Genomic DNA, 25,678 nt, shown 5'->3' with positions numbered 1-25,678 from the left:
GGCTTCGGCCCCCTTTTTCATTGCCGCGGCGCTTCGGCGCCGGCCCCACGGAGCCAGCGCCGGGGCAGGTGTGCTCCGCAACGTTAAGCTCATATATTCAGGGCGTTTGACATCCCGAGCCCGCGAAAATAGCCTCGTCCTCACAGTGCCATCAGCCCTGAGAGGAGTGCCCGATGACCGACGTCCAAGGCAGCGCGACTGGACAGGCGGTATCGGTCGAGCCAAGTCTCCATCGGGTCATGGGCCCTTGGCTGCTTCTTCTCTTCATTGTCGGCGATATCCTGGGCACTGGCATTTACGCCCTGACCGGACAAGTGGCCAAGCAGGTCGGCGGCGTGGTCTGGCTGCCGTTCCTGGTTGCCTTTGTCGTCGCCCTCATCACGGCCTTCAGCTATCTCGAACTGGTGACCAAATACCCCAAGGCGGCAGGAGCCGCTCTTTACGCCCACAAGGCGTTCGGCATCCATTTCATCACCTTTATCGTCGCTTTTGCCGTGATGTGCTCGGGCATCACGTCAGCCTCGACGGCCTCGCGCGCCTTTGCTGCCAACCTGTCGGGCGCCTTTGATCTTGGCCTCACCGGTACCTACGGCATCACGCTTATCGGCCTGGCATTCATGGCGATCGTCGCCGCCGTGAACTTCCGCGGCGTCGGCGAAAGCGTCAAAGCCAATGTCGTGCTGACATGCGTCGAGTTCACCGGCCTGATGATCATCATCGTCATCGGCCTCTGGGCGATCGGAGCAGGTGAAGGCGACGTCTCCCGCATCACCCAGTTTCACTCCGCGCCCGACCGCAGCGCCTTCTGGTCGGTGATCGCCGCGACCACGCTCGCCTTCTTTGCCATGGTCGGCTTCGAGGACTCGGTCAACATGGCCGAGGAATGCAAGGATCCGACCCGGATATTCCCGAAGGTGCTGCTGACCGGCCTGCTGATCACCGGGGTGATCTATGTGCTGGTCTCCATCTCGGCGATCACCCTGGTGCCGCCGGAACAGCTGGGCGAGGGCGAGACGCCGCTGCTCAAGGTGGTTCAGGCCGGTGCGCCTAACTTTCCCGTCGAGATATTCGGCTTCATCACCATGTTTGCGGTCGCCAACAGCGCCTTGATCAACATGCTGATGGCGAGCCGCCTCGTCTATGGCATGAGCCGCGAACACGTCCTGCCGCAGGTGCTCGGCAAGGTCCATGCGACGCGCCGCACGCCTTACATAGCCATCGGCTTCACCACCTTGCTGGCCTTCGCGCTCATTACCTTTGTCGGGGAAGTTCCGGCTCTCGGTGGAACCACGGCGCTGCTGCTGCTGTGCGTCTTCACCGTCGTCAACATTGCCGTGCTGGTGCTGCGTAAGGACAGCGTCGGGCACGATCATTTCCGGACGCCGACACCGCTGCCGATCCTGGGCGCGGTGGCTTGCGCGTTCTTCGCCGGACCGTGGACCGGGCGCGATCTGGTTCAATACAAGATCGCGGGCATCCTGATCGGTATCGGGGTGGTTCTCTGGTTCGTGACGGTCCTAGTCAACCGTGCCACTGGGCAGAGACCCGCCGAGCCGGAAATGGCAGATATCGGCGGGGCAGGGCCGGTCAACTGACCCGGGCGCATCCGGAAGGATGCGCTGCGATCAAAGCGGTTCGTTGAAGGTGACGATCGAGACCTCGCCTTCGAGCGCGCCCTGATATGCGGAGATATGCGGTTCGTCGTCGGGCTCGCCCTGCATGTCGCCGATCTGGTCGAGCTCGGCTTCGGCGTAACCTTCCTTCGCCAACGCCTCTAGTGCGGAGCGCACGGCGGAATCGTCGTCGGGCGCGACCAGCATGATATGCACGCCTTCGGGCTTCGCGCCCTTTTTGCGCCAGACTCGGCCCGTGATGATGGTCACCGGCTTTTCGTCGTTGTCGTTCATCGGTGATTCCCTGGTTTTAGATTCGCAAGTTGGGGATTCGCCCCGGTTTTGGCGATTTTCGCACGAAGAACTGATGCACGACAGGCCAAAGCCCGTTACAAACCGGCAAATAGCCCATGTTGCAGCGCAATAAAGTTGCTCTGGGCCTGCTGAGCCCCCCGAAGCCCCGGTTTCGTTAAGGTTTTTGGTGGGACGGGCTTGACGGTCAGCGGTCATGCGAGTAGATACCGCGTCGTCTGAGCCGATGTGAGGTTGGCTTTTCCGGGGCGACATGCCCTGGAGTTCACCTCAAACAGGGTTCGTTTTTACGAGCGAGAAGACATTTCCGGCGTGCATGAAGCGGTTTCGCTTCCTCTGCCTTTGTTCGGGCAAGACCGTAAGTCGCGGTTTGTGGCCCGAATTCGCGTATGGATTTTGCGCTTGAAGCCGCCCTGAACGGGCTTGAGACACGGAATTGAGAGACAAGAGGGTTTAATGCCTACCGTCAACCAGCTGATCCGCAAGCCGCGCATTGCGCCGGTGAAGCGCAACAAGGTTCCGGCCATGCAGGCCAACCCGCAGAAGCGGGGCGTTTGCACGCGCGTCTATACGACGACGCCGAAGAAGCCGAACTCGGCTCTGCGTAAGGTCGCAAAGATCCGCCTGACCAATGGTTTTGAAGTGATCGGCTACATCCCCGGCGAAGGCCACAACCTTCAGGAGCACTCCGTGGTCATGATCCGCGGCGGCCGCGTGAAGGATCTTCCGGGCGTGCGCTATCACATCATCCGCGGCGTGCTCGACACGCAGGGCGTGAAGAACCGCAAGCAGCGCCGTTCGAAGTACGGTGCGAAGCGTCCGAAGTAAGGTTTTCCGGCTTCGACGCCTTTCCTTTTGCGTCGTGGCCACGAGATTGAGAGACAAGAGCTATGTCCCGTCGTCACAGTGCAGATAAGCGCGAAGTCAACCCGGATCCCAAGTTCGGCGATCTGGTCGTCACCAAGTTCATGAATGCCGTTATGTATGACGGCAAGAAGTCGATCGCTGAAACGATCGTTTACGGTGCGCTCGACCAGGTTCAGGCCAAGACCAAGCAGGAGCCGGTAACGGTCTTCCATCAGGCGCTCGATAATGTCGCGCCGCATGTGGAAGTGCGTTCGCGCCGCGTCGGCGGTGCCACCTACCAGGTTCCGGTCGATGTGCGTCCCGAGCGTCGCCAGGCACTCGCCATTCGTTGGCTGATCACTGCCGCCCGCAACCGCAACGAGACCACCATGGTCGATCGTCTCTCCGGCGAACTGATGGACGCGGCCAACAACCGCGGCACCGCCGTGAAGAAGCGTGAAGACACCCACAAAATGGCGGAAGCCAACCGCGCCTTCGCGCACTACCGCTGGTAACGGCGCGAACGAACGACTGAGAGGCACCTCCCATGGCCCGCGAATACAAGATCGAAGACTACCGCAATTTCGGTATCATGGCGCATATCGACGCCGGCAAGACCACGACGACCGAGCGCATCCTTTACTACACGGGCAAGTCGCACAAGATCGGCGAAGTCCATGACGGCGCTGCCACCATGGATTGGATGGAGCAGGAACAGGAACGCGGCATCACGATCACGTCCGCTGCCACCACGACCTTCTGGAAGGGTCGCGACGGCAAGCAGCGCCGCTTCAACATCATCGACACCCCCGGCCACGTCGACTTCACCATTGAAGTCGAGCGTTCGCTGCGCGTTCTCGACGGCGCCATCGCGCTGCTCGATGCCAACGCCGGTGTCGAACCGCAGACCGAGACCGTGTGGCGCCAGGCAGACAAGTACAACGTCCCGCGCATGATCTTCTGCAACAAGATGGACAAGATCGGCGCGGACTTCTACCGCTCCTACGAGATGATCAAGTCGCGCCTCGGTGCGACGGCCGTTGCCGTCCAGCTGCCGATCGGCGCTGAGGCCGATTTCAAGGGCGTCGTCGACCTGATCGAGATGAAGGCGCTGGTCTGGCGCGACGAAAGCCTGGGCGCAGCCTGGGACATCGTCGAGATCCCTGCCGACCTCCAGGCCAAGGCCGAAGAGTTCCGCGACAAGATGATCGAGACCGCCGTCGAAATGGACGAGACGGCTCTCGAGAACTACCTCGAAGGCAAGATGCCGTCGAACGACGAACTGCGCGCGCTGATCCGCAAGGGCACCATCGCCGTCAAGTTCTTCCCGATGTTCTGCGGCTCGGCCTTCAAGAACAAGGGCGTTCAGCCGCTGCTCGACGGCGTTGGTGACTTCCTTCCGTCGCCTCTCGACGTGCCTGCCATCAAGGGTATCGACCCGAAGACGGAAGGCGAGATGGAGCGTCATTCGTCGGACGAAGAGCCGCTCTCGATGCTGGCCTTCAAGATCATGAACGATCCGTTCGTCGGCTCGCTCACTTTCTGCCGCATCTATTCGGGCAAGGTGACCAAGGGCGCTTCGCTCGAAAACACCGTCAAGGGCAAGAAAGAGCGTCTCGGCCGTATGCTGCAGATGCACTCGAACTCGCGCTCTGACATCGAAGAGGCTTTCGCCGGCGACATCGTCGCTCTGGCCGGCCTCAAGGAAACGACCACCGGCGACACGCTCTGCGATCCGCTGCACCCGGTCATTCTCGAGCGCATGGAATTCCCCGAGCCGGTCATTCAGATCGCGATCGAGCCGAAGACCAAGGGCGACCAGGAAAAGATGGGCCTCGCGCTCAACCGCCTGGCTGCCGAAGATCCTTCTTTCCGCGTCAAGTCGGACGAAGAATCCGGCCAGACCATCATCGCCGGCATGGGCGAACTCCACCTCGACATCATCGTCGACCGCATGCGTCGCGAGTTCAAGGTCGAGGCCAACGTCGGTGCACCGCAGGTTGCCTATCGCGAGACGATCAGCCGCACGCACGAACAGGACTACACCCACAAGAAGCAGTCGGGTGGTACGGGCCAGTTCGCTCGCGTCAAGATCGTGTTCGAACCGAACCCCGAAGGCGAGGATTTCGTCTTCGAATCGAAGATCGTCGGCGGTGCAGTTCCGAAGGAATACATCCCGGGCGTCGACAAGGGTCTCCGCAGCGTCCTGTCTTCGGGTCCGTTCGCGGGCTTCCCGATGATCGGCGTCAAGGCGACGCTTATCGACGGTGCCTACCACGACGTCGACTCCTCGGTGCTGGCCTTCGAGATCGCCGGTCGCGCCTGCCTTCGCGAAGCAGCTCCCAAGCTGGGCGTCCAGCTGCTCGAGCCGATCATGAAGGTCGAAGTCGTGACGCCGGAAGACTATGTCGGCAACGTCATCGGCGACCTGAACAGCCGTCGTGGCCAGATTCAGGGCCAGGAAAGCCGCGGTGTTGCCGTCGTCGTCAACGCGATGGTTCCGCTGGCCAACATGTTCAAGTACGTGGACAGCTTGCGCTCGATGTCGCAGGGCCGTGCCCAGTACACGATGCAGTTCGACCACTACGAGCTGGTTCCGACCGCGGTCGCTCAGGAAGTTCAGAAGAAATACGCGTAATTCCAAGGAATTGCAGCGTTTTATTAATTCAACGCCCTTATCGGGCTAGCAGGAATGGAGACCTCACATGGCAAAAGGTAAATTCGAGCGTAATAAGCCTCATGTGAACATTGGCACGATTGGTCACGTCGACCACGGCAAGACGTCGCTGACGGCGGCGATCACGAAGTATTTCGGCGAGTTCAAGGCCTACGACCAGATCGACGCAGCGCCTGAAGAGAAGGCCCGCGGCATCACCATTTCGACGGCACACGTCGAATACGAGACGCCGGCCCGCCACTACGCTCACGTCGACTGCCCCGGCCACGCCGACTATGTCAAGAACATGATCACCGGTGCCGCCCAGATGGACGGCGCGATCCTGGTGGTTTCGGCTGCCGACGGCCCGATGCCGCAGACCCGCGAGCACATCCTGCTCGCCCGTCAGGTCGGCGTTCCGGCCCTGGTGGTGTTCCTCAACAAGGTCGACCTGGTCGACGACGCCGAGCTGCTCGAACTGGTCGAGCTCGAAGTGCGCGAGCTGCTGTCGAAGTACGAGTTCCCCGGCGACGACATTCCGATGATCAAGGGTTCGGCTGTTGCTGCGCTCAACGATTCGGACAAGAAGATCGGCGAAGACGCGATCCGCGAGCTGATGGCGGCTGTCGACGCCTACATCCCGACGCCTGAGCGTCCGATCGACCGTCCGTTCCTGATGCCGATCGAAGACGTGTTCTCGATCTCGGGCCGCGGCACGGTTGTCACCGGTCGCGTCGAGCGCGGCATCGTCAAGGTTGGCGAAGAAGTCGAGATCGTCGGCATCAAGGCGACCTCGAAGACGACGGTTACCGGCGTCGAGATGTTCCGCAAGCTGCTCGACCAGGGCCAGGCCGGCGACAACATCGGCGCGCTGATCCGCGGCGTTGGCCGTGAAGACGTCGAGCGCGGCCAGGTGCTGTGCAAGCCGGGTTCGGTCAAGCCGCACAAGAAGTTCGTGGCTGAAGCCTACATCCTGACCAAGGAAGAGGGTGGCCGTCACACGCCGTTCTTCACCAACTACCGTCCGCAGTTCTATTTCCGCACGACCGACGTGACCGGCATCGTGTCGCTGCCGGAAGGCACCGAGATGGTCATGCCCGGCGACAACATCACCGTTGACGTCGAGCTGATCGTGCCGATCGCCATGGAAGAGAAGCTCCGCTTCGCTATCCGTGAAGGCGGCCGCACCGTCGGCGCCGGCATCGTCGCTTCGATCAAAGAATAATCCGAATAACGATCTGTCGCGGGCGGGAATACGCCCGCGCCGCGCCAGAACAAGGAAGTGACCATGAACGGACAGAATATCCGCATCCGCCTCAAGGCGTTTGACCACCGGGTTCTCGACGCTTCGACCCGCGAGATCGTGTCGACCGCAAAGCGCACCGGCGCCAACGTTCGCGGCCCGATCCCGCTGCCGACGCGGATCGAGAAGTTCACGGTGAACCGCTCGCCGCACGTTGACAAGAAGAGCCGCGAGCAGTTCGAGATGCGTACGCACAAGCGTCTGCTGGACATCGTCGATCCGACCCCGCAGACCGTCGATGCTCTGATGAAGCTCGACCTCGCCGCAGGTGTCGACGTCGAAATCAAGCTCTAAGAGCTAACATGAGCCGCGCGAGCAGATCCAAACGGCTCCTCTGAAGGAAAACGAACCGATGCGTTCAGGTGTAATTGCACAGAAGGTGGGAATGACCCGCGTCTATAATGACGCTGGCGAGCACGTTCCCGTCACCGTTCTCCGCATGGAGAACTGCCAGGTCGTGGCGCAGCGCACGCAGGAGAAGAATGGCTACACCGCCGTTCAGCTCGGCGTCGGCCTCGCCAAGGTGAAGAATACGTCGAAGGCGATGCGCGGTCATTTCGCTGCCGCCTCCGTCGAGCCGAAGTCGAAGGTCGCTGAATTCCGCGTTTCCGCCGACAACATGCTCGATGTCGGCTCCGAGATCACCGTCGAGCATTTCGTCCCCGGCCAGAAGGTCGATGTGACGGGTACCTCGATCGGTAAGGGTTTCCAGGGCGTCATCAAGCGGCACAACTTCGGTGGCGGCCGCGCTACCCACGGTAACTCGGTGTCGCACCGTACCCATGGTTCGACTGGCCAGCGCCAGGATCCGGGCAAGGTGTTCAAGGGCAAGAAAATGGCCGGCCACATGGGCGACGTTCGCGTCACCACCCAGAACGTCGAGGTCGTCTCGACCGACGCCGACCGTGGTCTGATCCTGATCCGCGGTGCGGTTCCGGGCTCGAAGGGTGCATGGATCCTGGTTCGCGATGCGGCCAAGATCGCGCTGCCCGAGAATGCGCCGAAGCCGGCCGCGATCCGCGCCGTCAGCAAACAGGCTCCGGCCAACGAGGGAGCGGAATAATGGACCTCAAGATTACAACCCTCGCAGGCAAGGATGCCGGCAAGGTTGAGCTCTCGGAAGAGATCTTCGGCCTCGACCCGCGCGAAGACGTGCTCCAGCGCGTCGTGCGTTGGCAGCTCGCCAAGAAGCAGCAGGGCACGCACAAGGCCAAGGGTCGCGCGGAAATCGCGCGCACCGGCGCCAAGATGTACAAGCAGAAGGGTACGGGCCGCGCTCGTCACCATTCGGCACGCGCTCCGCAGTTCCGCGGCGGCGGCAAGGCCCACGGCCCGGTCGTCCGCAGCCACGAGCACGACCTTCCCAAGAAGGTCCGCGCTCTCGGTCTGAAGCACGCCCTGTCGGCCAAGGCCAAGGCATCGAACCTGATCATCGTCGACGAGCTGACGCTCGCCGAGGGCAAGACCAAGGCACTGATCGCGAATTTTGCGTCGCTGGGCCTGACCAATGCCCTGGTGATCGGCGGCGCCGAGCTTGACCTCAATTTCAAGCGCGCAGCGACCAACATCCCGAACATCGATGTCCTGCCGATCCAGGGCATCAACGTTTACGACATTCTGCGCCGCGGCACGCTGGTCCTTTCGAAGGCCGCCGTCGAGGCTCTCGAGGAGCGCTTCAAATGACGGATCTCCGCCACTATGACGTGATCGTCAGCCCGGCGATCACCGAAAAGTCGACCATGGCTTCTGAGTACAACCAGGTCGTCTTCAACGTCGCCAAGAAGGCGAGCAAGCCTGAGATCAAGGCTGCCGTCGAAGCGCTGTTTGGCGTGAAGGTGACTGCTGTGAACACCCTGGTCCGCAAGGGCAAGGTGAAGCGCTTCCGCGGCACGATCGGCCGCCAGAGCGACGTCAAGAAGGCGGTAGTGACGCTGGCCGACGGCCAGTCGATCGACGTCGCGACGGGCCTCTGAGCTAGACCGCGAGGACAGGACAATGGCACTTAAGAAATTCAAGCCAGTAACGCCGAGCACCCGCCAGCTGGTCATCGTCGACCGCTCGGGCCTCCACAAGGGCAAGCCCGTCAAGGGTCTGACCGAGGGCCTGACGAAGTCGGGCGGCCGCAACAACTACGGTCGCATCACGGCTCGCTTCATCGGCGGCGGTCACAAGCGTACGTACCGCATCATCGACTTCAAGCGTCGCAAGTTCGACGTCGTCGGCACGGTCGAGCGTCTCGAGTACGATCCGAACCGCACTGCGTTCATCGCGCTGATCAAGTATGACGACGGCGAGCTGAGCTACATCATTGCCCCGCAGCGTCTGCAGGCCGGCGACAAGATCATCGCTGGTGAGCAGGTCGACGTGAAGCCGGGCAACGCAATGCCGCTTGCTTCGATGCCTGTCGGCACGATCGTGCACAACATCGAGCTGAAGCCCGGCAAGGGCGGCCAGGTCGCTCGTTCGGCTGGCGCTTACGCCCAGCTCGTCGGTCGTGACCAGGGCATGGCGATCCTTCGCCTCAACTCGGGTGAACAGCGCGTCGTCAGCGGTCTGTGCATCGCCACTGTCGGTGCCGTGTCCAACCCGGACCATGGCAACATCAACGACGGCAAGGCAGGCCGCACGGTCTGGCGTGGCAAGCGTCCGCACAACCGCGGCGTGACCATGAACCCGGTCGACCATCCGCACGGCGGTGGTGAAGGCCGCACCTCGGGCGGACGCCATCCGGTGTCGCCGTGGGGCAAGCCCACCAAGGGCAAGAAGACGCGGTCCAACAAGGCGACCGACAAGTTCATCCTGCGCTCGCGCCATCAGCGCAAGAGCTAAGAAGAGGTAACGCCAGTGACTCGTTCAGTCTGGAAAGGCCCGTTCATTGACGGCTATCTGCTCAAGAAGGCAGAGAAGGTTCGTGAAGGCGGTCGCAATGAGGTGATCAAGATGTGGAGCCGTCGCTCCACTGTCTTGCCGCAGTTCGTCGGCCTCACCTTCGGTGTCTACAACGGCCAGAAGCACGTCCCGGTCTCGGTGAACGAGGACATGGTCGGCCACAAGTTCGGTGAGTTTGCTCCCACCAGGACCTACTACGGTCACGGCGCGGACAAGAAGGCAAAGAGGAAGTAACATGGGCAAGGCCAAAGCTCCGCGCAGGCTTGCTGACAACGAGGCACGTGCGGTCCTCCGCACGATCCGGGTCAGCCCGCAGAAGCTCAACCTCGTTGCCGCGCTGATCCGCGGCAAGAAGGTAGCGACCGCGCTTTCCGATCTGGAATTTTCGCGCAAGCGCATCGCCGGTACGGTCAAGAAGACCCTCGAATCGGCTATCGCTAACGCGGAAAACAATCACGACCTCGATGTCGACGCGCTGGTGGTGGCGGAAGCCTTTGTTGGCAAGTCGATCGTCATGAAGCGTTTCCACGCTCGTGGCCGTGGTCGCGCCAGCCGCATCGAGAAGCCGTTTTCGCACCTCACGATCGTCGTTCGTGAAGTCGAAGAGAAAGGGGAGGCCGCATAATGGGCCAGAAAATCAATCCTATTGGTCTCCGCCTCGGCATCAACCGCACCTGGGACTCGCGCTGGTACGCAAACACCGGCGAGTACGGCCAGCTGCTCCACGAAGACATCAAGATCCGCAAGTATCTTGAGTCCGAGCTGAAGCAGGCCGCGATTTCCAAGGTGGTGATCGAGCGTCCGCACAAGAAGTGCCGCGTGACCATTCACGCCGCACGTCCGGGCCTGATCATCGGCAAGAAGGGCGCCGACATCGAAAAGCTTCGCAAGAAGCTGATGGAGATGACGAAGTCCGAGACGCACCTCAACATCGTTGAGGTTCGCAAGCCCGAGACCGACGCTACGCTGGTCGCTCAGTCGATCGCGCAGCAGCTCGAGCGCCGCATTGCCTTCCGTCGCGCCATGAAGCGCGCGGTGCAGTCGGCCATGCGTCTCGGCGCAGAGGGCATCCGCATCAATTGCTCGGGCCGCCTCGGCGGCGCTGAAATCGCTCGTATGGAGTGGTACCGCGAAGGTCGCGTTCCGCTGCACACCCTGCGCGCTGACGTCGACTACGGCACGGCCGAGGCACAGACCGCCTATGGCATCTGCGGCGTCAAGGTGTGGGTGTTCAAGGGCGAGATCCTCGAGCACGATCCGATGGCTTCCGAGCGTCGCGCAACCGAAGGCGATCATTCGCATGCTGGCGAGCGCCCCGAGCGCCGCCGTCGCGAAAACGCCTGACACGCATAGGAATTTGGAGTTAGAACGATGCTGCAGCCAAAGCGCACAAAGTTCCGTAAGCAGTTCAAGGGCCGCATCCACGGTACCGCGAAGGGTGGCACCAACCTGGATTTCGGCGGCTTCGGACTGAAGGCGCTTGAGCCAAACCGCGTCACCGCGCGTGAGATCGAGGCGGCTCGCCGCGCGATCACCCGCGAAATGAAACGTCAGGGCCGCGTCTGGATCCGTATTTTCCCGGACGTTCCCGTCACGTCGAAGCCGACCGAAGTCCGCATGGGTAAGGGCAAGGGCGCCGTCGACTACTGGGCATGCCGCATCAAGCCGGGCCGCGTGATGTTCGAGATCGATGGTGTTTCCGAGGAAGTGGCGCGTGAAGCGCTCCGTCTCGGCGCCGCCAAGCTCTCGGTCAGGACGCGTTTCGTTCAGCGCATCGCAGAATAAGGAAGGGCTGAATCATGAAAGCCTCGGACATCAGGACGAAGACCCAGGACCAGCTCACTGACGAGCTCGGCAGCCTCAAGAAGGAGCAGTTCAACCTGCGCTTCCAGAAGGCGACGGGACAGCTGGAAAAGACGGCGCGCGTGAAGCAGGTCCGCAAGGACATTGCGCGCATCAAGACCATCGCGGCCGAAAAATCGGCCGGTAAGAAGGCGTAAGGACGAGAACCATGCCAAAGCGCATCCTGCAGGGTACCGTCGTCAGCGACAAGAACGAGAAGACGGTCGTCGTCAAGGTCGAGCGTCGCTTCACGCACCCGGTGATGAAGAAGACCGTGCGTATGTCGAAGAACTACAAGGCGCACGACGAAAACAACGCCCACAAGGTCGGCGACATTGTGCTTATCCAGGAATCGAAGCCGATTTCCAAGGACAAGCGCTGGGTCGTCGTGACTTCGGACCAGGCGTAACAACGAATTTTGGACAAGCCGGGGAGGGCGGTAGCCCGTCCCGTTAGAAAAGAAGAAGGCGGCCAGTCATGATTCAGATGCAAACAAACCTCGACGTCGCGGATAATTCCGGCGCTCGTCGTGTCATGTGCATCAAGGTGCTGGGCGGCTCGAAGCGGAAGTATGCCTCCGTTGGCGACATCATCGTGGTGTCGATCAAGGAAGCCATTCCGCGCGGCCGCGTAAAGAAGGGTGACGTGATGAAGGCGGTCGTGGTTCGCACGGCCAAGGACATCCGTCGTCCGGACGGCAGCGTGATCCGTTTCGACAAGAACGCGGCCGTTCTTGTCGATAACAAGAAAGAACCGATCGGCACGCGTATCTTCGGGCCGGTTCCGCGCGAACTCCGCGCCAAGAACCACATGAAGATCATCTCGCTCGCGCCCGAAGTGCTGTAAGGAGCCGGAACAATGCAGAAGATCCGTAAAGGCGACAAGGTTGTCGTTCTGGCCGGCAAGGACAAGGGCCGCACCGGCGAGGTGCTGTCTGTTCAGCCGAAGGAAGACAAGGCACTTGTCCGCGGCGTGAACATGATCCGCCGCCACCAGAAGCAGTCCCAGACCCAAGAGGGCGGGATCATCACCAAGGAAGCGCCGATCCACCTGTCGAACCTCGCGCTCGTCGACCCCAAGGATGGCAAGCCGACCCGCGTCGGTTTCCAGATCCAGAAGGACGGCACGAAGGTGCGTGTCGCTAAGCGCTCGGGAGAAGTCATCAATGGCTAATGCAACCATCGAGCCACGCCTGAAGACGGTCTACAAGGAGACCATCCGCACGGCGATGCAGGAACAGTTCAAGTACGCCAACGTCATGCAGATCCCGCGCATTGACAAGATCGTGCTCAACATGGGTGTCGGCGAAGCCACCGCGGATTCGAAGAAGCCCACGGTTGCCGCCGAGGACCTGGCGATGATCGCCGGCCAGAAGCCGGTCATCACTCGCGCCCGTAAGTCGATTGCCGGCTTCAAGGTGCGTGAGCAGATGCCGATCGGTGCCAAGGTGACGCTTCGCCAGGAGCGCATGTACGAGTTTTTGGACCGTCTCGTGAACATCGCCCTCCCGCGCGTTCGCGACTTTCGCGGCCTGAACCCGAAAAGCTTTGACGGCCGCGGAAATTACGCTATGGGCCTCAAGGAGCATATCGTGTTCCCCGAGATCAACTACGACAAGGTTGATCAGATGTGGGGTATGGACATCATCGTTTGCACGACCGCCAAGACGGACGACGAAGCCCGGGCTCTGCTCAAGGCTTTCAACTTCCCCTTCCGGCAGTAACGGCAGCGAGCAAAGGAAAAATCTGAAATGGCAAAGACCAGCTCAGTCGAGAAGAACAACCGGCGCCGCAAGCTTGTGGACCAGTACGCTGCCAAGCGTAAGGCCCTCAAGGACGTCATCATGGATCAGTCCAAGCCGATCGAGGAACGCTTCCGCGCGCAGCTCAAGCTCGCCGCGCTGCCGCGCAACTCGGCCAAGATCCGTATCCGTAATCGCTGCGAAGTCACCGGTCGTCCGCGTGCCTACTATCGCAAGCTTAAGATGTCGCGTATCGCGCTTCGTGATCTGGGCTCGACGGGAGCAATCCCGGGCCTGGTCAAGTCGAGCTGGTAAGGAGCATTTGATATGTCTTTGAGTGATCCTCTCGGCGATATGCTGACCCGCATCCGCAATGCCTATGGCCGCAAGAAGTCGACGGTGTCGACGCCTGCGTCCAGGCTGCGCGCCCGTGTTCTCGACGTGCTGAAGTCGGAAGGCTACATCCGCGACTACAGCCAGACCGACTTCGAAAACGGCAAGTCCGAGATCGAAATCGAGCTGAAGTACTTCGACGGCCAGCCGGTGATCCGCGAAATTGCGCGTGTCTCCAAGCCGGGCCGCCGTGTCTACGTCTCGTCCAAGTCGATTCCGCCGGTCGCCAACGGCCTGGGCATCTCGATCCTTTCGACCCCGAAGGGCGTGATGGCCGACCACGAAGCGCGCGAACAGAACGTCGGCGGGGAAATCCTCTGCCAGATCTTCTGATCTGCGTAGGCTGAAACAAGAAAGGCGAGGACAAGACAATGTCTCGTATTGGCAAGAAACCCGTTCAGCTTCCGCAGGGCGTATCCGCGACCGTCACCGGCCAGACCGTGACGGCGAAGGGCCCCAAGGGTGAGCTGAAGTTCGTGGTCAACGACGAAGTTCTGGTCAAGATGGAAGAAGGCGAGATCGCCGTTCAGCCGCGCGACCAGTCGAAGGACGCCCGCTCCAAGTGGGGCATGTCGCGGACCCAGATCGTCAACATCCTGACCGGTGTTAAGGACGGCTTCGAAAAGAAGCTCGAGATCACCGGCGTCGGCTATCGTGCTGCACTCCAGGGCAAGAACCTGCAGCTGGCCCTTGGCTTCAGCCATGACGTCGTTTATCAGACGCCGGAAGGCATCACCATCACGGTGCCGAAGCCTACTGAAATCGTCGTCACGGGTATCGACAAGCAGCAGGTTGGCCAGGTCGCCGCCGAGATCCGCGAATATCGCGGTCCGGAGCCCTACAAGGGCAAGGGCGTCCGCTATGCTGGCGAGAAGATCGTCCGCAAAGAAGGCAAGAAGAAGTAATAGCAACGCCGCGGTGCGCGGTCGCGGGAAGCATTTCAGCTTACCGCAGATGGCCGCGCCCGTTTCAGAAGGCAAGGAACCACTACTATGGCTTCGAAAGAAACCACTCTGCGTCGCTCGTCGCGCATCCGCCGCCAGGTCAAGAAGGTCGCCAACGGCCGTCCGCGCCTGTCGGTTCACCGCACGTCGAAGAACATCTACGTCCAGGTCATCGACGATGCCAATGGCCGTACGCTCGCTGCCGCTTCCACCCTCGAGAAGGACCTCAAGGGCACGCTGAAGACTGGTGCCGACACGGCTGCCGCGACTGCGGTTGGCAAGCTGATCGCCGAGCGCGCTTCGAAGGCCGGCGTCAAGGAGGTCGTTTTCGACCGTGGCGCCTATATCTATCACGGCCGCATCAAGGCGCTTGCCGAAGCTGCCCGCGAAGGTGGCCTGAACTTCTGATGCAGGAACCGGCGTAGCGCGTGGCGCTGCGCCGCATCACTGACCAGTTGCAATAAATCCGGCGACGCTATAGACGCCGGATTTGGTTTTTAACCCCCGTGCTTCCGGAAAAAAATAAGGATAGGAATATGGCACAAGAACGTAGGGAAGGCGGTCGCGAGCGTAGCCGTGACCGTGAAGAGCGCGACAGCGAATTCGTCGATAAGCTCGTACACATCAACCGCGTTGCCAAGGTCGTCAAGGGCGGCCGGCGTTTCGGTTTTGCAGCACTCGTCGTCGTCGGCGACCAGAAGGGCCGCGTTGGCTTTGGTCACGGCAAGGCGCGCGAAGTGCCGGAAGCGATCCGCAAGGCAACCGAATCGGCCAAGCGCGACATGATCTTTGTGCCGCTCCGTTCGGGCCGTACGCTGCACCACGACGTTGAAGGTCGTTGGGGCGCTGGCCGTGTTCTGCTGCGCTCTGCCAAGCAGGGTACCGGCATCATCGCAGGCGGCCCGATGCGCGCTGTCTTCGAGACGCTCGGCATGCACGACGTCGTCGCCAAGTCGATGGGTTCGTCGAACCCCTACAACATGGTTCGTGCGACCTTCGATGCGCTGAAGAACCAGTTGCATCCGAAGGATGTGGCTGCTCAGCGCGGCATCAAGTACTCGACCCTTCAGGCTCGCCGCGGCACCGCCGTAGCGGCTGAAGAATAGTCGCTCGAGCTGACCAGGGACAATGACCATGGCCAAGAAAGCAACCAAGACCATCACCGTCGAGCAGATCGGTAGCCCGATCCGCCGGCCGAAGGAGCAGCGTGCCACGCTGGTCGGCCTCGGCCTCAACAAGATGCATCGCAAGCGTACCCTGGAGGATACTCCTTCCGTGCGCGGCATGATCGCAGCTGTCCAGCATCTCGTCCGCGTTGTGGACGAGGCGTAGGCCGATCGCAGGAGATAGAACATGAAACTCAACGATCTGCGTGACAACACCGGCGCGACGCACTCCAAGAAGCGCCTTGGCCGCGGCATCGGCTCCGGCTCCGGCAAGACCGGCGGCCGCGGCGTCAAGGGTCAGAAGGCCCGTTCGGGCGTCGCGATCAACGGCTTCGAGGGTGGCCAGATGCCGCTCTATCGTCGCCTGCCGAAGCGCGGCTTCACCAACATCTTCGCCAAGAGCTACAACACCGTTTCGCTGGCCCGTATCCAGGTCGCGATCGATGCCAAGAAGCTCGATGCGAAAGAGACCGTGACGGCGGAAGCCCTCGTCAAGGCCGGCGTGATTCGCCGCGTCAAGGACGGCGTCCGCATCCTCAGCGACGGCGAACTCAAGACCAAGGTGGCCTTCGACGTCGCCGGCGCTTCCAAGCCTGCGATCGAGAAGATCGAAAAGGCTGGAGGATCGGTGAAGCTGCCTGAAGTGGCAGCGGCCGAATAAAAGGCTTTGCAAAGTAAGCGGCGGTAGAGATACCGCCGCTTGCATGTTTGCCGTCCGGAGCCTATCTCGTGGCTTCGGTGATACGCGCCGCGCCCATCTGCGGCATTGCGGCGTGACCAAGCGGAGTACCCTGAATGGCATCGGCTGCTGAACAACTGGCATCCAATCTGAATTTCGCAGCCTTCGCCAAGGCCGAAGATCTCAAGAAACGTATCTGGTTCACCCTCGGCGCGCTGCTGGTCTACCGCCTCGGCACCTATATTCCGCTCCCCGGCATCAACCCCGATGCATTCGCGCAGGCTTTCACCCAGCAGAGCCGCGGCGTTCTCGGCATTTTCAACATGTTTGCCGGTGGTGCAGTCGAGCGCATGGCGCTGTTTGCACTCGGCATCATGCCCTACATCTCCGCTTCCATCATCATGCAGCTCATGACGTCGGTCGTCCCGTCGCTCGAAGCGCTGAAGAAGGAAGGTGAGCAGGGCCGCAAGGTCATCAATCAGTACACCCGCTATGGCACCGTGCTTCTGGCGCTTGTTCAGGCTTACGGCATTTCGGTCGGGCTTGAGAGCGGTAACGGAATCGTCTCGGATCCGGGCATGTTCTTCCGTGCTTCGACGGTCATCACGCTCGTCGGCGGCACGATGTTCCTGATGTGGCTCGGCGAGCAGATCACCGCCCGCGGCATCGGCAACGGTATCTCGCTGATCATCTTCGCCGGCATCGTCGCCGGGCTTCCGAGCGCTATCAGTGGCACTCTGGAACTCGGCCGCACAGGTGCGCTGTCGACCGGCCTGATTCTCGCGATCATCGTCCTGGCGATCGTCGTCATCGCCGTGATCGTGTTTTTCGAGCGTGCCCAGCGCCGCCTTCTGATCCAGTATCCGAAGCGCCAGGTCGGCAACCGCATGTTCCAAGGCGATACGTCGCACCTGCCGCTGAAGCTCAACACCGCCGGCGTCATTCCTCCGATCTTCGCTTCGTCGCTTCTGCTGCTGCCGGCGACCGTCGCGGGCTTCTCGAACACTGCCACGCTGCCTGGCTGGGTGAGCACGATCATGGCCGCGCTCGGCCACGGCCAGCCGCTCTACATGGCGCTCTACGCGGCGATGATCATCTTCTTCGCCTTCTTCTACACGGCTATCGTCTTCAATCCGAAGGACACGGCCGATCAGCTGAAGAAGCATTCGGGCTTCATTCCCGGCTATCGTCCTGGCGAGCGCACCGCGGAATACATCGACTACGTGCTGACCCGCGTCACGGTGGTCGGCGCCGCCTATCTCGTCATCATCTGCTTGCTGCCGGAGTTCCTGATCTCGGCGACCGGCGTTCCCTTCTACCTTGGTGGTACTTCGCTTCTGATCGTGGTCAATGTAACCCTTGATACGGTGGCGCAGATTCAGGGTCACCTGATCGCCCATCAGTATGAGGGGCTGATCAAGAAGTCGAAGCTCCGTGGAGGTAAGAGGGGAAGATGAGGCTGATATTGCTTGGACCGCCGGGAGCGGGCAAGGGGACGCAAGCTCAGAGGTTGGTCGACAAGCACGGCATTCCTCAACTTTCCACCGGCGACATGCTGCGCGCAGCGGTCAAGGCGGAAACGGAAGTCGGCAAGCGCGCCAAGGCGGTGATGGACGCCGGCGAACTGGTCTCGGACGAAATCGTCAATGCGATTGTCGCCGAACGGATCGACCAGGACGACTGCGCCCAGGGCTTCATCCTCGACGGTTATCCGCGCACGCTGGCACAGGCCGACGCCGTTGCCGACATGCTGGCCGAACGCGGCATGTTCCTCGACGTGGTCGTAGAACTCGTCGTCGACGACAAGGCGCTTGTCGGCCGTATCCTGAAGCGCGCCGAGGAGGCCAAGGCGGCCGGCCAGCCGGTGCGCAAGGACGACAATGCCGAGGTCTTCGACGAACGGCTGCGCGAGTACTACAAGAAGACCGCTCCGCTGATCGGCTATTACTACGCCAATGACCTGCTCAAGCAGGTCGACGGCATGGCGCCGATGGACGAAGTGACGGCACAGATCGAAGCGGTTCTGGCGACTGTCGCCAGCTAATCGTCGCACACAGACTTGACGGACGGGCCGATCCGGAGTATGGCGGCCCGTCTTCCATTCAGGCATGATGCTGTTTGCCCGTAAGGGCGCAAAGTCATATTGAAACGGAAAACCCGCAAGGGCCGGCCTCCACCGGACGCGGGGCAACTTGAAGCGCCGGCATGGTCCGGCCCAAATGGAGTGAAAAGATGGCTCGTATAGCCGGCGTTAATATTCCGACCAACAAGCGCGTTGTGATCTCGCTTCAGTACATTCACGGTATTGGCAAGAAGTTCGCCCAGGAGATCGTCGAGAAGGTCGGTATCCCGGCTGAGCGTCGCGTCAACCAGCTGACCGATGCCGAAGTCCTGGCGATCCGCGAGACGATTGACCGCGACTATCAGGTCGAAGGCGATCTGCGCCGCGAAGTTTCGATCAACATCAAGCGTCTGATGGACCTCGGCTGCTACCGCGGCCTGCGTCACCGTCGTTCGCTTCCGGTCCGTGGCCAGCGCACGCATACCAATGCGCGCACCCGCAAGGGTCCGGCCAAGGCAATTGCCGGCAAGAAGAAGTAATTTCGTATCTCCGGCGGGTTTCGGCTCGCCGGTTTCGCCTTATTTGGGCGGGTGTTCGGCCTGACACCTTAAACGCAGGCTGGTGTAGCCGCTGGTATTACGGCGGTGAAGAGATCAACTGAAAGGACTGCTATGGCTAAGGAAGCCGCACGCGTTCGCCGTCGCGAACGCAAGAACATCTCGTCGGGCGTCGCCCACGTCAATTCGACCTTCAACAACACCATGATCACCATCTCCGATGCACAGGGCAACACGATTGCCTGGTCCTCGGCTGGTGCGCAGGGCTTCAAGGGTTCGCGCAAGTCGACCCCGTTCGCGGCCCAGATGGCTGCTGAAGACGTTGCCAAGAAGGCACAGGAACACGGCATGCGCATGCTGGAAGTGGAAGTCTGCGGTCCGGGTTCGGGTCGTGAGTCGGCTCTGCGCGCGCTCCAGGCTGCGGGTTTCACCATCACGTCGATCCGCGACGTGACGCCGATCCCGCACAATGGTTGCCGCCCGCGCAAGAAGCGTCGCGTCTAATATTTCACCCCCGCGCGAGCGCCTTGTGCGCTCGTTTGCGGTTTCCAGGTCGCCCGTCACGATTGGATGGTGTCGGGCTAACGGAAGGAAGCGAATATGATCCAGAAAAACTGGCAGGAACTGATCAAGCCGAACAAGATCGAGTTCTCGTCCAAGAAGAAGACGCAGACCACGCTCGTCGCCGAGCCGCTTGAGCGTGGCTTCGGCCTGACGCTCGGCAATGCGCTCCGTCGCGTGCTTTTGTCGTCGCTTCGTGGCGCTGCCGTCACTGCGGTGCAGATCGACGGCGTGCTGCATGAGTTCTCTTCCATCGGCGGCGTTCGTGAAGACGTCACCGACATCGTGCTCAACATCAAGGAAATCGCCATCCGCATGGAAGGCGACGGCCCGAAGCGCATGGTCGTTCGCAAGCAGGGCCCTGGTGCCGTGCTCGCCGGCGACATCCAGACGGTCGGCGACGTCGAGATCCTGAACCCGGACCACGTTATCTGCACCCTCGACGAGGGCGCCGAGATCCGCATGGAGTTCACGGTCGACACCGGCAAGGGTTATGTGCCGGCCGAACGCAACCGCGCTGAAGACGCTCCGATCGGTCTCATCCCGGTCGACAGCCTCTACTCGCCGGTCAAGAAGGTTTCGTACAAGGTCGAGAACACCCGCGAGGGCCAGGTTCTGGACTACGACAAGCTGACCATGACCATCGAGACCGACGGTTCGATCACCGGCGAGGACGCAGTGGCTTTCGCTGCTCGCATCCTGCAGGACCAGCTTGCACTGTTCGTCAACTTCGACGAGCCGCAGAAGGAAGTTGCAGCCGAGGCCGTCACCGAGCTCGCCTTCAACCCGGCGCTGCTCAAGAAGGTCGACGAACTGGAGCTTTCGGTCCGTTCGGCCAACTGCCTCAAGAACGACAACATCGTTTACATCGGCGACCTGATCCAGAAGACGGAAGCCGAGATGCTGCGTACGCCGAACTTCGGCCGCAAGTCGCTCAACGAGATCAAGGAAGTTCTGGCCGCAATGGGCCTGCACCTCGGTATGGAAGTGCAGGACTGGCCGCCGGAAAACATCGAAGACCTCGCCAAGCGATACGAAGACCAGTACTAAGAAGACCTAGTCGAGCATGGTTCCGAGGACCGGATATCCGGTCCGACGGCCTTGCGGAAAACCATCAGAGGCCGTGGCCTCTTGAACAACTGAAGAAGGAAAAGAGCCATGCGTCACGGTTTTAAAGGCCGTCGCTTCGCCCGCAGCGTAAGCCACCGCAAGTCCATGTTCGCCAACCTCTCGGTCTCGCTGATCGAGCACGAGCAGATCGTGACCACGCTCGAAAAGGCGAAGGACCTGCGTCCGATCGTCGAGAAGCTGGTGACGCTCGGCAAGCGCGGCGACCTGCATGCCCGCCGCCAGGTGATCGCCCAGATCGGCAACGAGAACGTCGTGAAGCGTCTGTTCGACGTCGTCGCGCCGCGTTACGCCACCCGCAACGGCGGCTACCTGCGCATCATGAAGGCTGGCTTCCGCCGCGGTGACAACGCCGCGATGGCCGTCATCGAGTTCGTCGATCGCGACACCTCGGCCAAGGGCGCAGGCGACCGCGTTCGTCTCGAAGCCGAAGCTGTCAACGAAGCTGAAGCTGCATAAGCATTCCGCATCGTGTTATGAACCGAAGGGGCCCTTGTGGCCCCTTTTGTTTTGGGTGGTGTGTCGGTCAGATCGCTGTGACGTGGTTTGCCGGGCGATGCGGGCGCACGACGCGTCGAGGTTTCAGCGGTCCTTCCGCAACCGGGGCCAACCAAGCGGAAATAACCGCTTTTCGCGCCCCTCTAGCCTTTCAATTTGCACAATCGTCGCGACAATGGCGCCAACTATGCATTGGAGGATTCGCCATGCGTGCGAAACGATATCTGTCGCTTGCGCTGTGCGCCTGGATGGCGCTTGCCGGCGGTGCGACGGCCCAGGAGGCGCCGACCACCGGGGATCCGGGCCTGTCGGATGTGCTGACGGACCTGCTGAATGGCGGCAAGGGCGGCGGGGCCGCAACGCCCGGTCCCGATCGGCGCGTGCCATTCGGACGCGAAGAGATGCAGCTGTCGTTTGCGCCGCTGGTCAAGGACACGGCGGCAGCGGTTGTCAATGTCTACGCTTCCAAGCAGGTGAAGGTGCGGTCGCCATTCGAGGGCGATCCGTTCTTCGAGCAATTCTTCGGCCGGTCGGGTCCGCGCAACCGTTCGTCGCTCGGTTCGGGCGTTCTGGTCGACCCAAGCGGCATCGTCGTCACCAACAACCATGTCGTCCAGGATGCCGACCAGGTGAAGGTCGCGCTCTCCGACGGCCGTGAATTTACCAGCAAGGTGCTGCTCAAGGACGAGACCCTTGACCTTGCCGTGCTCAAGATCGATTCCGACAAGCCGTTCCCGACGGTCGCCATTGGCGATTCCGACGCGCTGCAGGTTGGCGATCTGGTGCTGGCCATTGGCAATCCGTTCGGCGTTGGCCAGACCACGACAAGCGGCATCGTCTCGGCCCTTGCCCGCACGCATATCGGCGTGTCCGACTCCGGTTTCTTCATCCAGACCGATGCGGCGATCAACCCGGGCAATTCGGGCGGTGCGCTGATCAACATGGGCGGCCAACTCATCGGCATCAACACGGCGATCTTCAGCCGCACCGGCGGCTCGATCGGCATTGGTTTTGCCATCCCGTCGAACATGGTGCGTGCCTTCACCGAAGCGGCCAAGGGTGGCGCCGATTTCTTCGAGCGGCCGTTCATCGGCGCTACCTTCGAACCGGTGACGCCGCAGATCGCAGAATCCCTTGGCATGGATCATCCCTCGGGCGCGCTGATCTCGTCTGTCGACGAGAACGGCCCCGCAGCGCGCGCCGGGCTGAAGCCTGGAGATGTGGTGTTGGCATTCAATGGCGCTGCAATCGAACACATGGAAGCGCTTGACTACCGCCTGGCCACGCAGCCGGTCGGCGGCAAGGCGACCCTTTCGGTGCTGACCAAGGGCGAGGAGAAGTCGATCGAAGTTGCCCTTGAGCGTGCACCTGAGGGCACCAGTTCGAACGAGGTGCTACTGCGCGGCCGCAGCCCGTTTGCCGGCGCCAAGGTTGCCGAATTGTCGCCGCGGCTGGCCCAGCGCCTGCGTGTCGCGACCGACACCAAGGGCGTGGCGATCGTCGGCATCGACGGTGGCTCGCCGGCGGCAGGTTTCGGCTTCCAGCTGGGCGACATCGTCCGCGAGGTCAATGGCGAGACCGTCGACACCGCTGCCAAGCTGAAGCAGCTTGCTGAGGAAGACACCCGTTGGTGGCGCTTCACCGTCGAGCGCGACGGCCGCATCATGCGGCAGATGCTGCGCTATTAGGCGTGGCAGCCGGACCGCCGGGAGGCTGACGCCTTGAGTTCCCTGTTCGACGAGGCCGTTCCACGCCCGCTGGCCGAGACGCTGCGCCCGCAGCGCATCGGCGAGGTCATCGGACAGGATCATCTGCTTGGTCCCGACGGCCCCATCGGCCGCATGATAAAGGCGCGAAAGGTATCCTCGTTCATCCTCTGGGGGCCGCCCGGCGTCGGCAAGACGACCATCGCACGCCTGGTCGCTAAGGAAGTCGGCCTCGATTTCGTGCAGCTGTCGGCGGTCCTTTCGGGTGTCGCCGACCTGCGCAAGGTCATCGACGCCGCCAAGCAACTGCGCAGCGGGGCAGGGCGGCAGACGGTGGTGTTCGTCGACGAGTTGCACCGGTTCAACCGCACCACACAGGATGCCCTGCTGCCGCATGTCGAAGACGGCACCATTGTGCTGATTGGGGCGACGACCGAGAACCCGAGTTTCAGTCTGGTGGCGGCGCTGCTGTCGCGCGCCAAGGTCTACACGCTCAGGCGCTTCGAAAAGGAAGACCTCGCCATTCTGGCCGAGCGTGCGGAAGCGCACACGGGCAGGAAGCTCCCCCTCGATCCGGCCGCACGCGATACGCTGCTGACCATGGCGGATGGCGACGGGCGCTACCTGATCGGTCTTTGCGAGGAATTGCTGGCGCTGCCCGATGGCACGATGCTGGATGTGGCAGCCCTTGCCGAAGCCGTCCAGAAGCGGGCGCCGGTCTACGACAAAGGCCAGGAAGAGCACTACAATCTGCTCAGTTGTTTCCATAAGAGCCTGCGCGGCAGCGACGTGCAGGCAGCGCTCTATTGGGCAGCCCGCATGGTGATCGGCGGCGAGGACCCCGGTACCATCTTTCGCCGTCTGGCATGCGCTGCGTCCGAAGATGTCGGCATGGCGGATCCGCAGGCGATGCCGCAGGTGGTGGCGGCCTGGAGCGCTTTCGAGCGCGTCGGCTGGCCGGAAGGGCGGCTGTTCATGGCGCAGGCGATCACCTATGTGGCGACCGCGCCCAAGTCGAACGCTTCCTACATGGGCTTCAACCAGGCAATTGCACTCGCCCAGCAGACCGGGTCGCTGGCGCCGCCGAAGCACATCCTGAATGCGCCGACCAAGCTGATGAAGGAACTCGGCTACCACGAAGGCTACCGCTACGACCACGACTATCCCGACGCCTTTTCCGGGCAGGAATTCATGCCCGACGAACTGGCAGGCCCGAACCGGCCCGAATTCTACGTGCCCAACGAGCGCGGATTCGAACGCGACGTCAAGAAGCGGCTCGACTACTGGGGCAAGCGCCGCCAGGATCGCGGCGGCTAGCAAAGGCAGAGGCCGCGGGCGAGGCGGCATCAATCTTTAGTTACAAAAAATATATTGCAAGAAAACGCAATCATTCATATCAAATCGTGTAGCGGCCTACGCAAGCGCTTTTGATAGGATGTGTGATGAAGCAGGTTACCGACAAGCTCTGGATTTCCGGCCAGCCAACGGACGCTGATCTGGCTGTTGCTGCCCAAGCGGGTATTCGCAGGATCATCAACAACCGCCCCGAAAACGAGGAACCGACCCAACCCGGCATGGCCGAAGCCGCCGCGTTGGCAGGGCAGTTGGGCATGGACTTCGTCAATGTCCCGGTGACGCCGGGGCGCTACACGCTGGAAGCCGTACGGGCCTTCCAGAAGGCTTTCGCCGAGGCCCAGGGCCCGGTTCTCGCCCATTGCAAGGGTGGCACGCGCTCGCTGACGCTTTGGGCGATCGGCGAGGTACTCGATGGCCGGATGAAACTGACGGATATCGATGCGCTCGGCGAACGGCTGGGCACCAATCTGGCCGGCGCCAAGGACTGGCTGCGCACCAACTCCTGATGCTTTGCAAATGCACGACAACCTTGTGGGGCAGATGATGGTACAGAAACCCGAAGTATCCGCCTTCTTCGATCCGCGCACCTTTTCCGTCCAGTATGTCGTTGCCGATCCGGCGACCAGGAAATGCGCGATCATCGACCCGGTACTCGATTTCGACGAGAAATCAGGCGCCACGGCCACCGGCAATGCTGACCGTATCCTCGATTTCGTCGAGGAGCAGGGGCTGACCGTCGAGTGGGTCCTCGACACCCATCCCCACGCCGACCATTTTTCCGCGGCCCGCTATCTCAAGTCGAGGACCGGTGCACGGACAGCTATCGGCGAACGCGTCATCGACGTGCAGAAACTCTGGAAGGCCATCTACAACTGGCCGGACCTCGCCACCGACGGCTCGCAGTGGGAAAAGCTGTTTGCCGAGGGCGAGACCTTCTCCATCGGCGAGCTCCCGGCAAAGGTGCTGTTCTCGCCCGGCCACACGCTGGCCTCGATCACCTATGTGGTCGGCGATGCCGCTTTCATCCACGACACGCTGTTCATGCCCGACAGCGGCACGGCACGGGCCGATTTTCCCGGTGGCAGCGCCAAGCGCCTCTGGCAGTCGATCCAGGAGATCCTGTCGTTGCCCGACGACACCAGGCTTTTTACGGGACACGACTACCAGCCCGGCGGGCGCCAGCCGCGATGGGAAAGCACCGTCGCAGAGCAAAAGGCGCGCAATACGCACATCTCCAGGCTGGCGACAGAGGCGGAATTCGTCGCGCTTCGCGAAACCCGCGACAGGACGCTGCCGATGCCCAAGCTCATCCTTCATGCGCTGCAGATCAACATCAATGGCGGGCGCCTGCCTGAGCCCGAAGCCAACGGCAAGCGTTACCTGAAGTTCCCGCTCGACGCCCTGCAGGGCGCAAACTGGGGGTAGG

The 25,678-nt window shown here is 61.8% G+C and carries 35 protein-coding genes and 1 pseudogene; 35 read left to right on the top strand and 1 reads right to left on the bottom strand.

Annotation, left to right across the window (positions count from 1 at the left end; all coding sequences use genetic code 11):
- Nucleotides 1-173: 173 nt before the first annotated feature.
- On the top strand, nt 174-1,595 hold the full coding sequence (locus tag CO731_RS17970; protein ID WP_108608194.1) for an APC family permease: 1,422 nt from the start codon (nt 174-176) through the stop codon (nt 1,593-1,595).
- A 30-nt stretch (nt 1,596-1,625) separates the two neighbouring features.
- On the opposite strand, the gene CO731_RS17965 is transcribed toward CO731_RS17970, so the two are convergent.
- Nucleotides 1,626-1,907 carry a transcriptional regulator gene (locus tag CO731_RS17965; protein WP_108608193.1) on the bottom strand — a complete coding sequence of 94 codons (282 nt, stop codon included), beginning with the start codon at nt 1,905-1,907 and terminating at the stop codon, nt 1,626-1,628.
- Between the two features lie 474 nt (nt 1,908-2,381).
- Here CO731_RS17965 and rpsL point away from each other — a divergent pair, with 474 nt between their 5' ends.
- The 34 genes and pseudogenes from rpsL (at nt 2,382) to blh (ending at nt 25,677) form a co-directional block, all read left to right on the top strand.
- Entirely contained in the window at nt 2,382-2,753 is a 372-nt protein-coding gene (rpsL, locus tag CO731_RS17960; RefSeq protein WP_008837709.1) for a 30S ribosomal protein S12, read from the top strand.
- Nucleotides 2,754-2,815: 62 nt separating this feature from the next.
- A complete protein-coding gene (gene rpsG / locus CO731_RS17955) occupies nt 2,816-3,286 on the top strand; it encodes a 30S ribosomal protein S7 (RefSeq protein WP_055973800.1) in 471 nt (156 codons plus the stop codon).
- Nucleotides 3,287-3,318: 32 nt separating this feature from the next.
- A complete protein-coding gene (fusA, locus tag CO731_RS17950; protein ID WP_108608192.1) occupies nt 3,319-5,409 on the top strand; it encodes an elongation factor G in 2,091 nt (696 codons plus the stop codon).
- 67 nt (nt 5,410-5,476) lie between these two features.
- Entirely contained in the window at nt 5,477-6,652 is a 1,176-nt protein-coding gene (tuf, locus tag CO731_RS17945; RefSeq protein WP_108608191.1) for an elongation factor Tu, read from the top strand.
- 63 nt (nt 6,653-6,715) lie between these two features.
- Nucleotides 6,716-7,024 carry a 30S ribosomal protein S10 gene (gene rpsJ, locus CO731_RS17940; RefSeq protein WP_006205468.1) on the top strand — a complete coding sequence of 103 codons (309 nt, stop codon included), beginning with the start codon at nt 6,716-6,718 and terminating at the stop codon, nt 7,022-7,024.
- Nucleotides 7,025-7,082: 58 nt separating this feature from the next.
- A complete protein-coding gene (rplC, locus tag CO731_RS17935) occupies nt 7,083-7,793 on the top strand; it encodes a 50S ribosomal protein L3 (RefSeq protein WP_108608190.1) in 711 nt (236 codons plus the stop codon).
- Nucleotides 7,793-8,413, top strand: a complete 621-nt coding sequence (gene rplD, locus CO731_RS17930) for a 50S ribosomal protein L4 (RefSeq protein ID WP_108608189.1) — start codon at nt 7,793-7,795, stop codon at nt 8,411-8,413. The genes rplC and rplD overlap by 1 nt, the downstream gene beginning before the upstream one ends.
- Nucleotides 8,410-8,703, top strand: a complete 294-nt coding sequence (locus tag CO731_RS17925) for a 50S ribosomal protein L23 (RefSeq protein WP_108608188.1) — start codon at nt 8,410-8,412, stop codon at nt 8,701-8,703. Before rplD ends, CO731_RS17925 begins: the two co-directional genes overlap by 4 nt.
- Before the next feature lie 22 nt (nt 8,704-8,725).
- The gene (gene rplB, locus CO731_RS17920; RefSeq protein WP_108608187.1) at nt 8,726-9,559 is read left to right on the top strand and encodes a 50S ribosomal protein L2; all 834 of its coding nucleotides are present in this window, start codon (nt 8,726-8,728) and stop codon (nt 9,557-9,559) included.
- A gap of 15 nt (nt 9,560-9,574) precedes the next feature.
- Nucleotides 9,575-9,853, top strand: a complete 279-nt coding sequence (rpsS, locus tag CO731_RS17915) for a 30S ribosomal protein S19 (protein ID WP_055976414.1) — start codon at nt 9,575-9,577, stop codon at nt 9,851-9,853.
- Between the two features lies 1 nt (nt 9,854).
- The gene (rplV, locus tag CO731_RS17910) at nt 9,855-10,244 is read left to right on the top strand and encodes a 50S ribosomal protein L22 (protein ID WP_055976417.1); all 390 of its coding nucleotides are present in this window, start codon (nt 9,855-9,857) and stop codon (nt 10,242-10,244) included.
- Complete coding sequence (rpsC, locus tag CO731_RS17905) at nt 10,244-10,963, top strand: 30S ribosomal protein S3 (protein WP_108608186.1); 720 nt, start codon at nt 10,244-10,246, stop codon at nt 10,961-10,963. The genes rplV and rpsC overlap by 1 nt, the downstream gene beginning before the upstream one ends.
- A 27-nt stretch (nt 10,964-10,990) precedes the next feature.
- Nucleotides 10,991-11,404: a 50S ribosomal protein L16 gene (rplP, locus tag CO731_RS17900; RefSeq protein ID WP_055976423.1), complete on the top strand. Its 414-nt coding sequence runs from the start codon at nt 10,991-10,993 to the stop codon at nt 11,402-11,404.
- A 14-nt stretch (nt 11,405-11,418) separates the two neighbouring features.
- Complete coding sequence (gene rpmC, locus CO731_RS17895; RefSeq protein ID WP_108608185.1) at nt 11,419-11,619, top strand: 50S ribosomal protein L29; 201 nt, start codon at nt 11,419-11,421, stop codon at nt 11,617-11,619.
- 11 nt (nt 11,620-11,630) lie between these two features.
- On the top strand, nt 11,631-11,870 hold the full coding sequence (rpsQ, locus tag CO731_RS17890; protein WP_108608184.1) for a 30S ribosomal protein S17: 240 nt from the start codon (nt 11,631-11,633) through the stop codon (nt 11,868-11,870).
- Nucleotides 11,871-11,938: 68 nt separating this feature from the next.
- Nucleotides 11,939-12,307 carry a 50S ribosomal protein L14 gene (rplN, locus tag CO731_RS17885; protein ID WP_006205457.1) on the top strand — a complete coding sequence of 123 codons (369 nt, stop codon included), beginning with the start codon at nt 11,939-11,941 and terminating at the stop codon, nt 12,305-12,307.
- Nucleotides 12,308-12,319: 12 nt separating this feature from the next.
- Entirely contained in the window at nt 12,320-12,634 is a 315-nt protein-coding gene (rplX, locus tag CO731_RS17880) for a 50S ribosomal protein L24 (RefSeq protein WP_108608183.1), read from the top strand.
- The gene (gene rplE, locus CO731_RS17875; protein WP_108608182.1) at nt 12,627-13,184 is read left to right on the top strand and encodes a 50S ribosomal protein L5; all 558 of its coding nucleotides are present in this window, start codon (nt 12,627-12,629) and stop codon (nt 13,182-13,184) included. Before rplX ends, rplE begins: the two co-directional genes overlap by 8 nt.
- A gap of 27 nt (nt 13,185-13,211) precedes the next feature.
- Nucleotides 13,212-13,517: a 30S ribosomal protein S14 gene (rpsN, locus tag CO731_RS17870; protein ID WP_055976436.1), complete on the top strand. Its 306-nt coding sequence runs from the start codon at nt 13,212-13,214 to the stop codon at nt 13,515-13,517.
- A 12-nt stretch (nt 13,518-13,529) separates the two neighbouring features.
- Nucleotides 13,530-13,928, top strand: coding sequence for a 30S ribosomal protein S8 (gene rpsH / locus CO731_RS17865; RefSeq protein WP_055976439.1), 399 nt, complete (start codon nt 13,530-13,532; stop codon nt 13,926-13,928).
- A gap of 38 nt (nt 13,929-13,966) precedes the next feature.
- Entirely contained in the window at nt 13,967-14,500 is a 534-nt protein-coding gene (gene rplF / locus CO731_RS17860) for a 50S ribosomal protein L6 (protein WP_108608181.1), read from the top strand.
- Between the two features lie 87 nt (nt 14,501-14,587).
- A complete protein-coding gene (gene rplR, locus CO731_RS17855) occupies nt 14,588-14,947 on the top strand; it encodes a 50S ribosomal protein L18 (RefSeq protein ID WP_108608180.1) in 360 nt (119 codons plus the stop codon).
- 128 nt (nt 14,948-15,075) lie between these two features.
- Nucleotides 15,076-15,645 carry a 30S ribosomal protein S5 gene (gene rpsE, locus CO731_RS17850; protein ID WP_108608179.1) on the top strand — a complete coding sequence of 190 codons (570 nt, stop codon included), beginning with the start codon at nt 15,076-15,078 and terminating at the stop codon, nt 15,643-15,645.
- Nucleotides 15,646-15,673: 28 nt separating this feature from the next.
- Nucleotides 15,674-15,871, top strand: a complete 198-nt coding sequence (rpmD, locus tag CO731_RS17845) for a 50S ribosomal protein L30 (protein ID WP_067961904.1) — start codon at nt 15,674-15,676, stop codon at nt 15,869-15,871.
- A gap of 21 nt (nt 15,872-15,892) precedes the next feature.
- Complete coding sequence (rplO, locus tag CO731_RS17840) at nt 15,893-16,366, top strand: 50S ribosomal protein L15 (protein ID WP_108608178.1); 474 nt, start codon at nt 15,893-15,895, stop codon at nt 16,364-16,366.
- A 134-nt stretch (nt 16,367-16,500) separates the two neighbouring features.
- Entirely contained in the window at nt 16,501-17,841 is a 1,341-nt protein-coding gene (gene secY / locus CO731_RS17835) for a preprotein translocase subunit SecY (RefSeq protein WP_108608177.1), read from the top strand.
- The gene (locus CO731_RS17830) at nt 17,838-18,428 is read left to right on the top strand and encodes an adenylate kinase (protein WP_108608176.1); all 591 of its coding nucleotides are present in this window, start codon (nt 17,838-17,840) and stop codon (nt 18,426-18,428) included. Before secY ends, CO731_RS17830 begins: the two co-directional genes overlap by 4 nt.
- 188 nt (nt 18,429-18,616) lie before the next feature.
- Complete coding sequence (rpsM, locus tag CO731_RS17825; protein ID WP_108608175.1) at nt 18,617-18,985, top strand: 30S ribosomal protein S13; 369 nt, start codon at nt 18,617-18,619, stop codon at nt 18,983-18,985.
- 132 nt (nt 18,986-19,117) lie between these two features.
- Nucleotides 19,118-19,507, top strand: coding sequence for a 30S ribosomal protein S11 (gene rpsK, locus CO731_RS17820; protein WP_108608174.1), 390 nt, complete (start codon nt 19,118-19,120; stop codon nt 19,505-19,507).
- A 96-nt stretch (nt 19,508-19,603) separates the two neighbouring features.
- Nucleotides 19,604-20,614 carry a DNA-directed RNA polymerase subunit alpha gene (locus tag CO731_RS17815; RefSeq protein ID WP_108608173.1) on the top strand — a complete coding sequence of 337 codons (1,011 nt, stop codon included), beginning with the start codon at nt 19,604-19,606 and terminating at the stop codon, nt 20,612-20,614.
- A 108-nt stretch (nt 20,615-20,722) separates the two neighbouring features.
- Nucleotides 20,723-21,151: a 50S ribosomal protein L17 gene (rplQ, locus tag CO731_RS17810; RefSeq protein ID WP_108608172.1), complete on the top strand. Its 429-nt coding sequence runs from the start codon at nt 20,723-20,725 to the stop codon at nt 21,149-21,151.
- 245 nt (nt 21,152-21,396) lie between these two features.
- Nucleotides 21,397-22,878 carry a DegQ family serine endoprotease gene (locus CO731_RS17805; protein ID WP_108608171.1) on the top strand — a complete coding sequence of 494 codons (1,482 nt, stop codon included), beginning with the start codon at nt 21,397-21,399 and terminating at the stop codon, nt 22,876-22,878.
- 33 nt (nt 22,879-22,911) lie between these two features.
- Nucleotides 22,912-24,213, top strand: a complete 1,302-nt coding sequence (locus tag CO731_RS17800; RefSeq protein ID WP_108608170.1) for a replication-associated recombination protein A — start codon at nt 22,912-22,914, stop codon at nt 24,211-24,213.
- Nucleotides 24,214-24,338: 125 nt separating this feature from the next.
- Nucleotides 24,339-25,677, top strand: a pseudogene (gene blh / locus CO731_RS17790) (bifunctional sulfur transferase/dioxygenase Blh).
- Nucleotide 25,678 lies beyond the last annotated feature (1 nt).

Origin of the sequence: Aminobacter sp. MSH1 (genome assembly GCF_003071665.1) — a bacterium.
Taxonomy (GTDB): domain Bacteria; phylum Pseudomonadota; class Alphaproteobacteria; order Rhizobiales; family Rhizobiaceae; genus Aminobacter; species Aminobacter niigataensis.
This window is presented reverse-complemented; position numbering and strand designations above follow the sequence as displayed.

Excerpts from the sequence above, each read along its gene's own strand:
- rpsH (WP_055976439.1), top strand. The coding sequence starts at position 13,530 with ATGTCTTTGAGTGATCCTCTCGGCGATATGCTGACCCGCATCCGCAAT.
- rpsK (WP_108608174.1), top strand. The coding sequence starts at position 19,118 with ATGGCTAAGGAAGCCGCACGCGTTCGCCGTCGCGAACGCAAGAACATC.
- rplB (WP_108608187.1), top strand. The coding sequence starts at position 8,726 with ATGGCACTTAAGAAATTCAAGCCAGTAACGCCGAGCACCCGCCAGCTG.
- rplX (WP_108608183.1), top strand. The coding sequence starts at position 12,320 with ATGCAGAAGATCCGTAAAGGCGACAAGGTTGTCGTTCTGGCCGGCAAG.
- rplV (WP_055976417.1), top strand. The coding sequence starts at position 9,855 with ATGGGCAAGGCCAAAGCTCCGCGCAGGCTTGCTGACAACGAGGCACGT.
- CO731_RS17805 (WP_108608171.1), top strand. The coding sequence starts at position 21,397 with ATGCGTGCGAAACGATATCTGTCGCTTGCGCTGTGCGCCTGGATGGCG.
- rplC (WP_108608190.1), top strand. The coding sequence starts at position 7,083 with ATGCGTTCAGGTGTAATTGCACAGAAGGTGGGAATGACCCGCGTCTAT.
- rpsQ (WP_108608184.1), top strand. The coding sequence starts at position 11,631 with ATGCCAAAGCGCATCCTGCAGGGTACCGTCGTCAGCGACAAGAACGAG.
- rpsL (WP_008837709.1), top strand. The coding sequence starts at position 2,382 with ATGCCTACCGTCAACCAGCTGATCCGCAAGCCGCGCATTGCGCCGGTG.
- rplR (WP_108608180.1), top strand. The coding sequence starts at position 14,588 with ATGGCTTCGAAAGAAACCACTCTGCGTCGCTCGTCGCGCATCCGCCGC.
- CO731_RS17830 (WP_108608176.1), top strand. The coding sequence starts at position 17,838 with ATGAGGCTGATATTGCTTGGACCGCCGGGAGCGGGCAAGGGGACGCAA.
- CO731_RS17925 (WP_108608188.1), top strand. The coding sequence starts at position 8,410 with ATGACGGATCTCCGCCACTATGACGTGATCGTCAGCCCGGCGATCACC.
- rpsM (WP_108608175.1), top strand. The coding sequence starts at position 18,617 with ATGGCTCGTATAGCCGGCGTTAATATTCCGACCAACAAGCGCGTTGTG.
- rplF (WP_108608181.1), top strand. The coding sequence starts at position 13,967 with ATGTCTCGTATTGGCAAGAAACCCGTTCAGCTTCCGCAGGGCGTATCC.
- CO731_RS17815 (WP_108608173.1), top strand. The coding sequence starts at position 19,604 with ATGATCCAGAAAAACTGGCAGGAACTGATCAAGCCGAACAAGATCGAG.
- rpmD (WP_067961904.1), top strand. The coding sequence starts at position 15,674 with ATGGCCAAGAAAGCAACCAAGACCATCACCGTCGAGCAGATCGGTAGC.
- CO731_RS17970 (WP_108608194.1), top strand. The coding sequence starts at position 174 with ATGACCGACGTCCAAGGCAGCGCGACTGGACAGGCGGTATCGGTCGAG.
- rpsJ (WP_006205468.1), top strand. The coding sequence starts at position 6,716 with ATGAACGGACAGAATATCCGCATCCGCCTCAAGGCGTTTGACCACCGG.
- rplQ (WP_108608172.1), top strand. The coding sequence starts at position 20,723 with ATGCGTCACGGTTTTAAAGGCCGTCGCTTCGCCCGCAGCGTAAGCCAC.
- rplE (WP_108608182.1), top strand. The coding sequence starts at position 12,627 with ATGGCTAATGCAACCATCGAGCCACGCCTGAAGACGGTCTACAAGGAG.
- CO731_RS17965 (WP_108608193.1), bottom strand. The coding sequence starts at position 1,907 with ATGAACGACAACGACGAAAAGCCGGTGACCATCATCACGGGCCGAGTC.
- fusA (WP_108608192.1), top strand. The coding sequence starts at position 3,319 with ATGGCCCGCGAATACAAGATCGAAGACTACCGCAATTTCGGTATCATG.
- secY (WP_108608177.1), top strand. The coding sequence starts at position 16,501 with ATGGCATCGGCTGCTGAACAACTGGCATCCAATCTGAATTTCGCAGCC.
- rplD (WP_108608189.1), top strand. The coding sequence starts at position 7,793 with ATGGACCTCAAGATTACAACCCTCGCAGGCAAGGATGCCGGCAAGGTT.
- rpmC (WP_108608185.1), top strand. The coding sequence starts at position 11,419 with ATGAAAGCCTCGGACATCAGGACGAAGACCCAGGACCAGCTCACTGAC.
- rplP (WP_055976423.1), top strand. The coding sequence starts at position 10,991 with ATGCTGCAGCCAAAGCGCACAAAGTTCCGTAAGCAGTTCAAGGGCCGC.
- rplN (WP_006205457.1), top strand. The coding sequence starts at position 11,939 with ATGATTCAGATGCAAACAAACCTCGACGTCGCGGATAATTCCGGCGCT.
- rpsG (WP_055973800.1), top strand. The coding sequence starts at position 2,816 with ATGTCCCGTCGTCACAGTGCAGATAAGCGCGAAGTCAACCCGGATCCC.
- rplO (WP_108608178.1), top strand. The coding sequence starts at position 15,893 with ATGAAACTCAACGATCTGCGTGACAACACCGGCGCGACGCACTCCAAG.
- rpsN (WP_055976436.1), top strand. The coding sequence starts at position 13,212 with ATGGCAAAGACCAGCTCAGTCGAGAAGAACAACCGGCGCCGCAAGCTT.
- rpsC (WP_108608186.1), top strand. The coding sequence starts at position 10,244 with ATGGGCCAGAAAATCAATCCTATTGGTCTCCGCCTCGGCATCAACCGC.
- tuf (WP_108608191.1), top strand. The coding sequence starts at position 5,477 with ATGGCAAAAGGTAAATTCGAGCGTAATAAGCCTCATGTGAACATTGGC.
- rpsE (WP_108608179.1), top strand. The coding sequence starts at position 15,076 with ATGGCACAAGAACGTAGGGAAGGCGGTCGCGAGCGTAGCCGTGACCGT.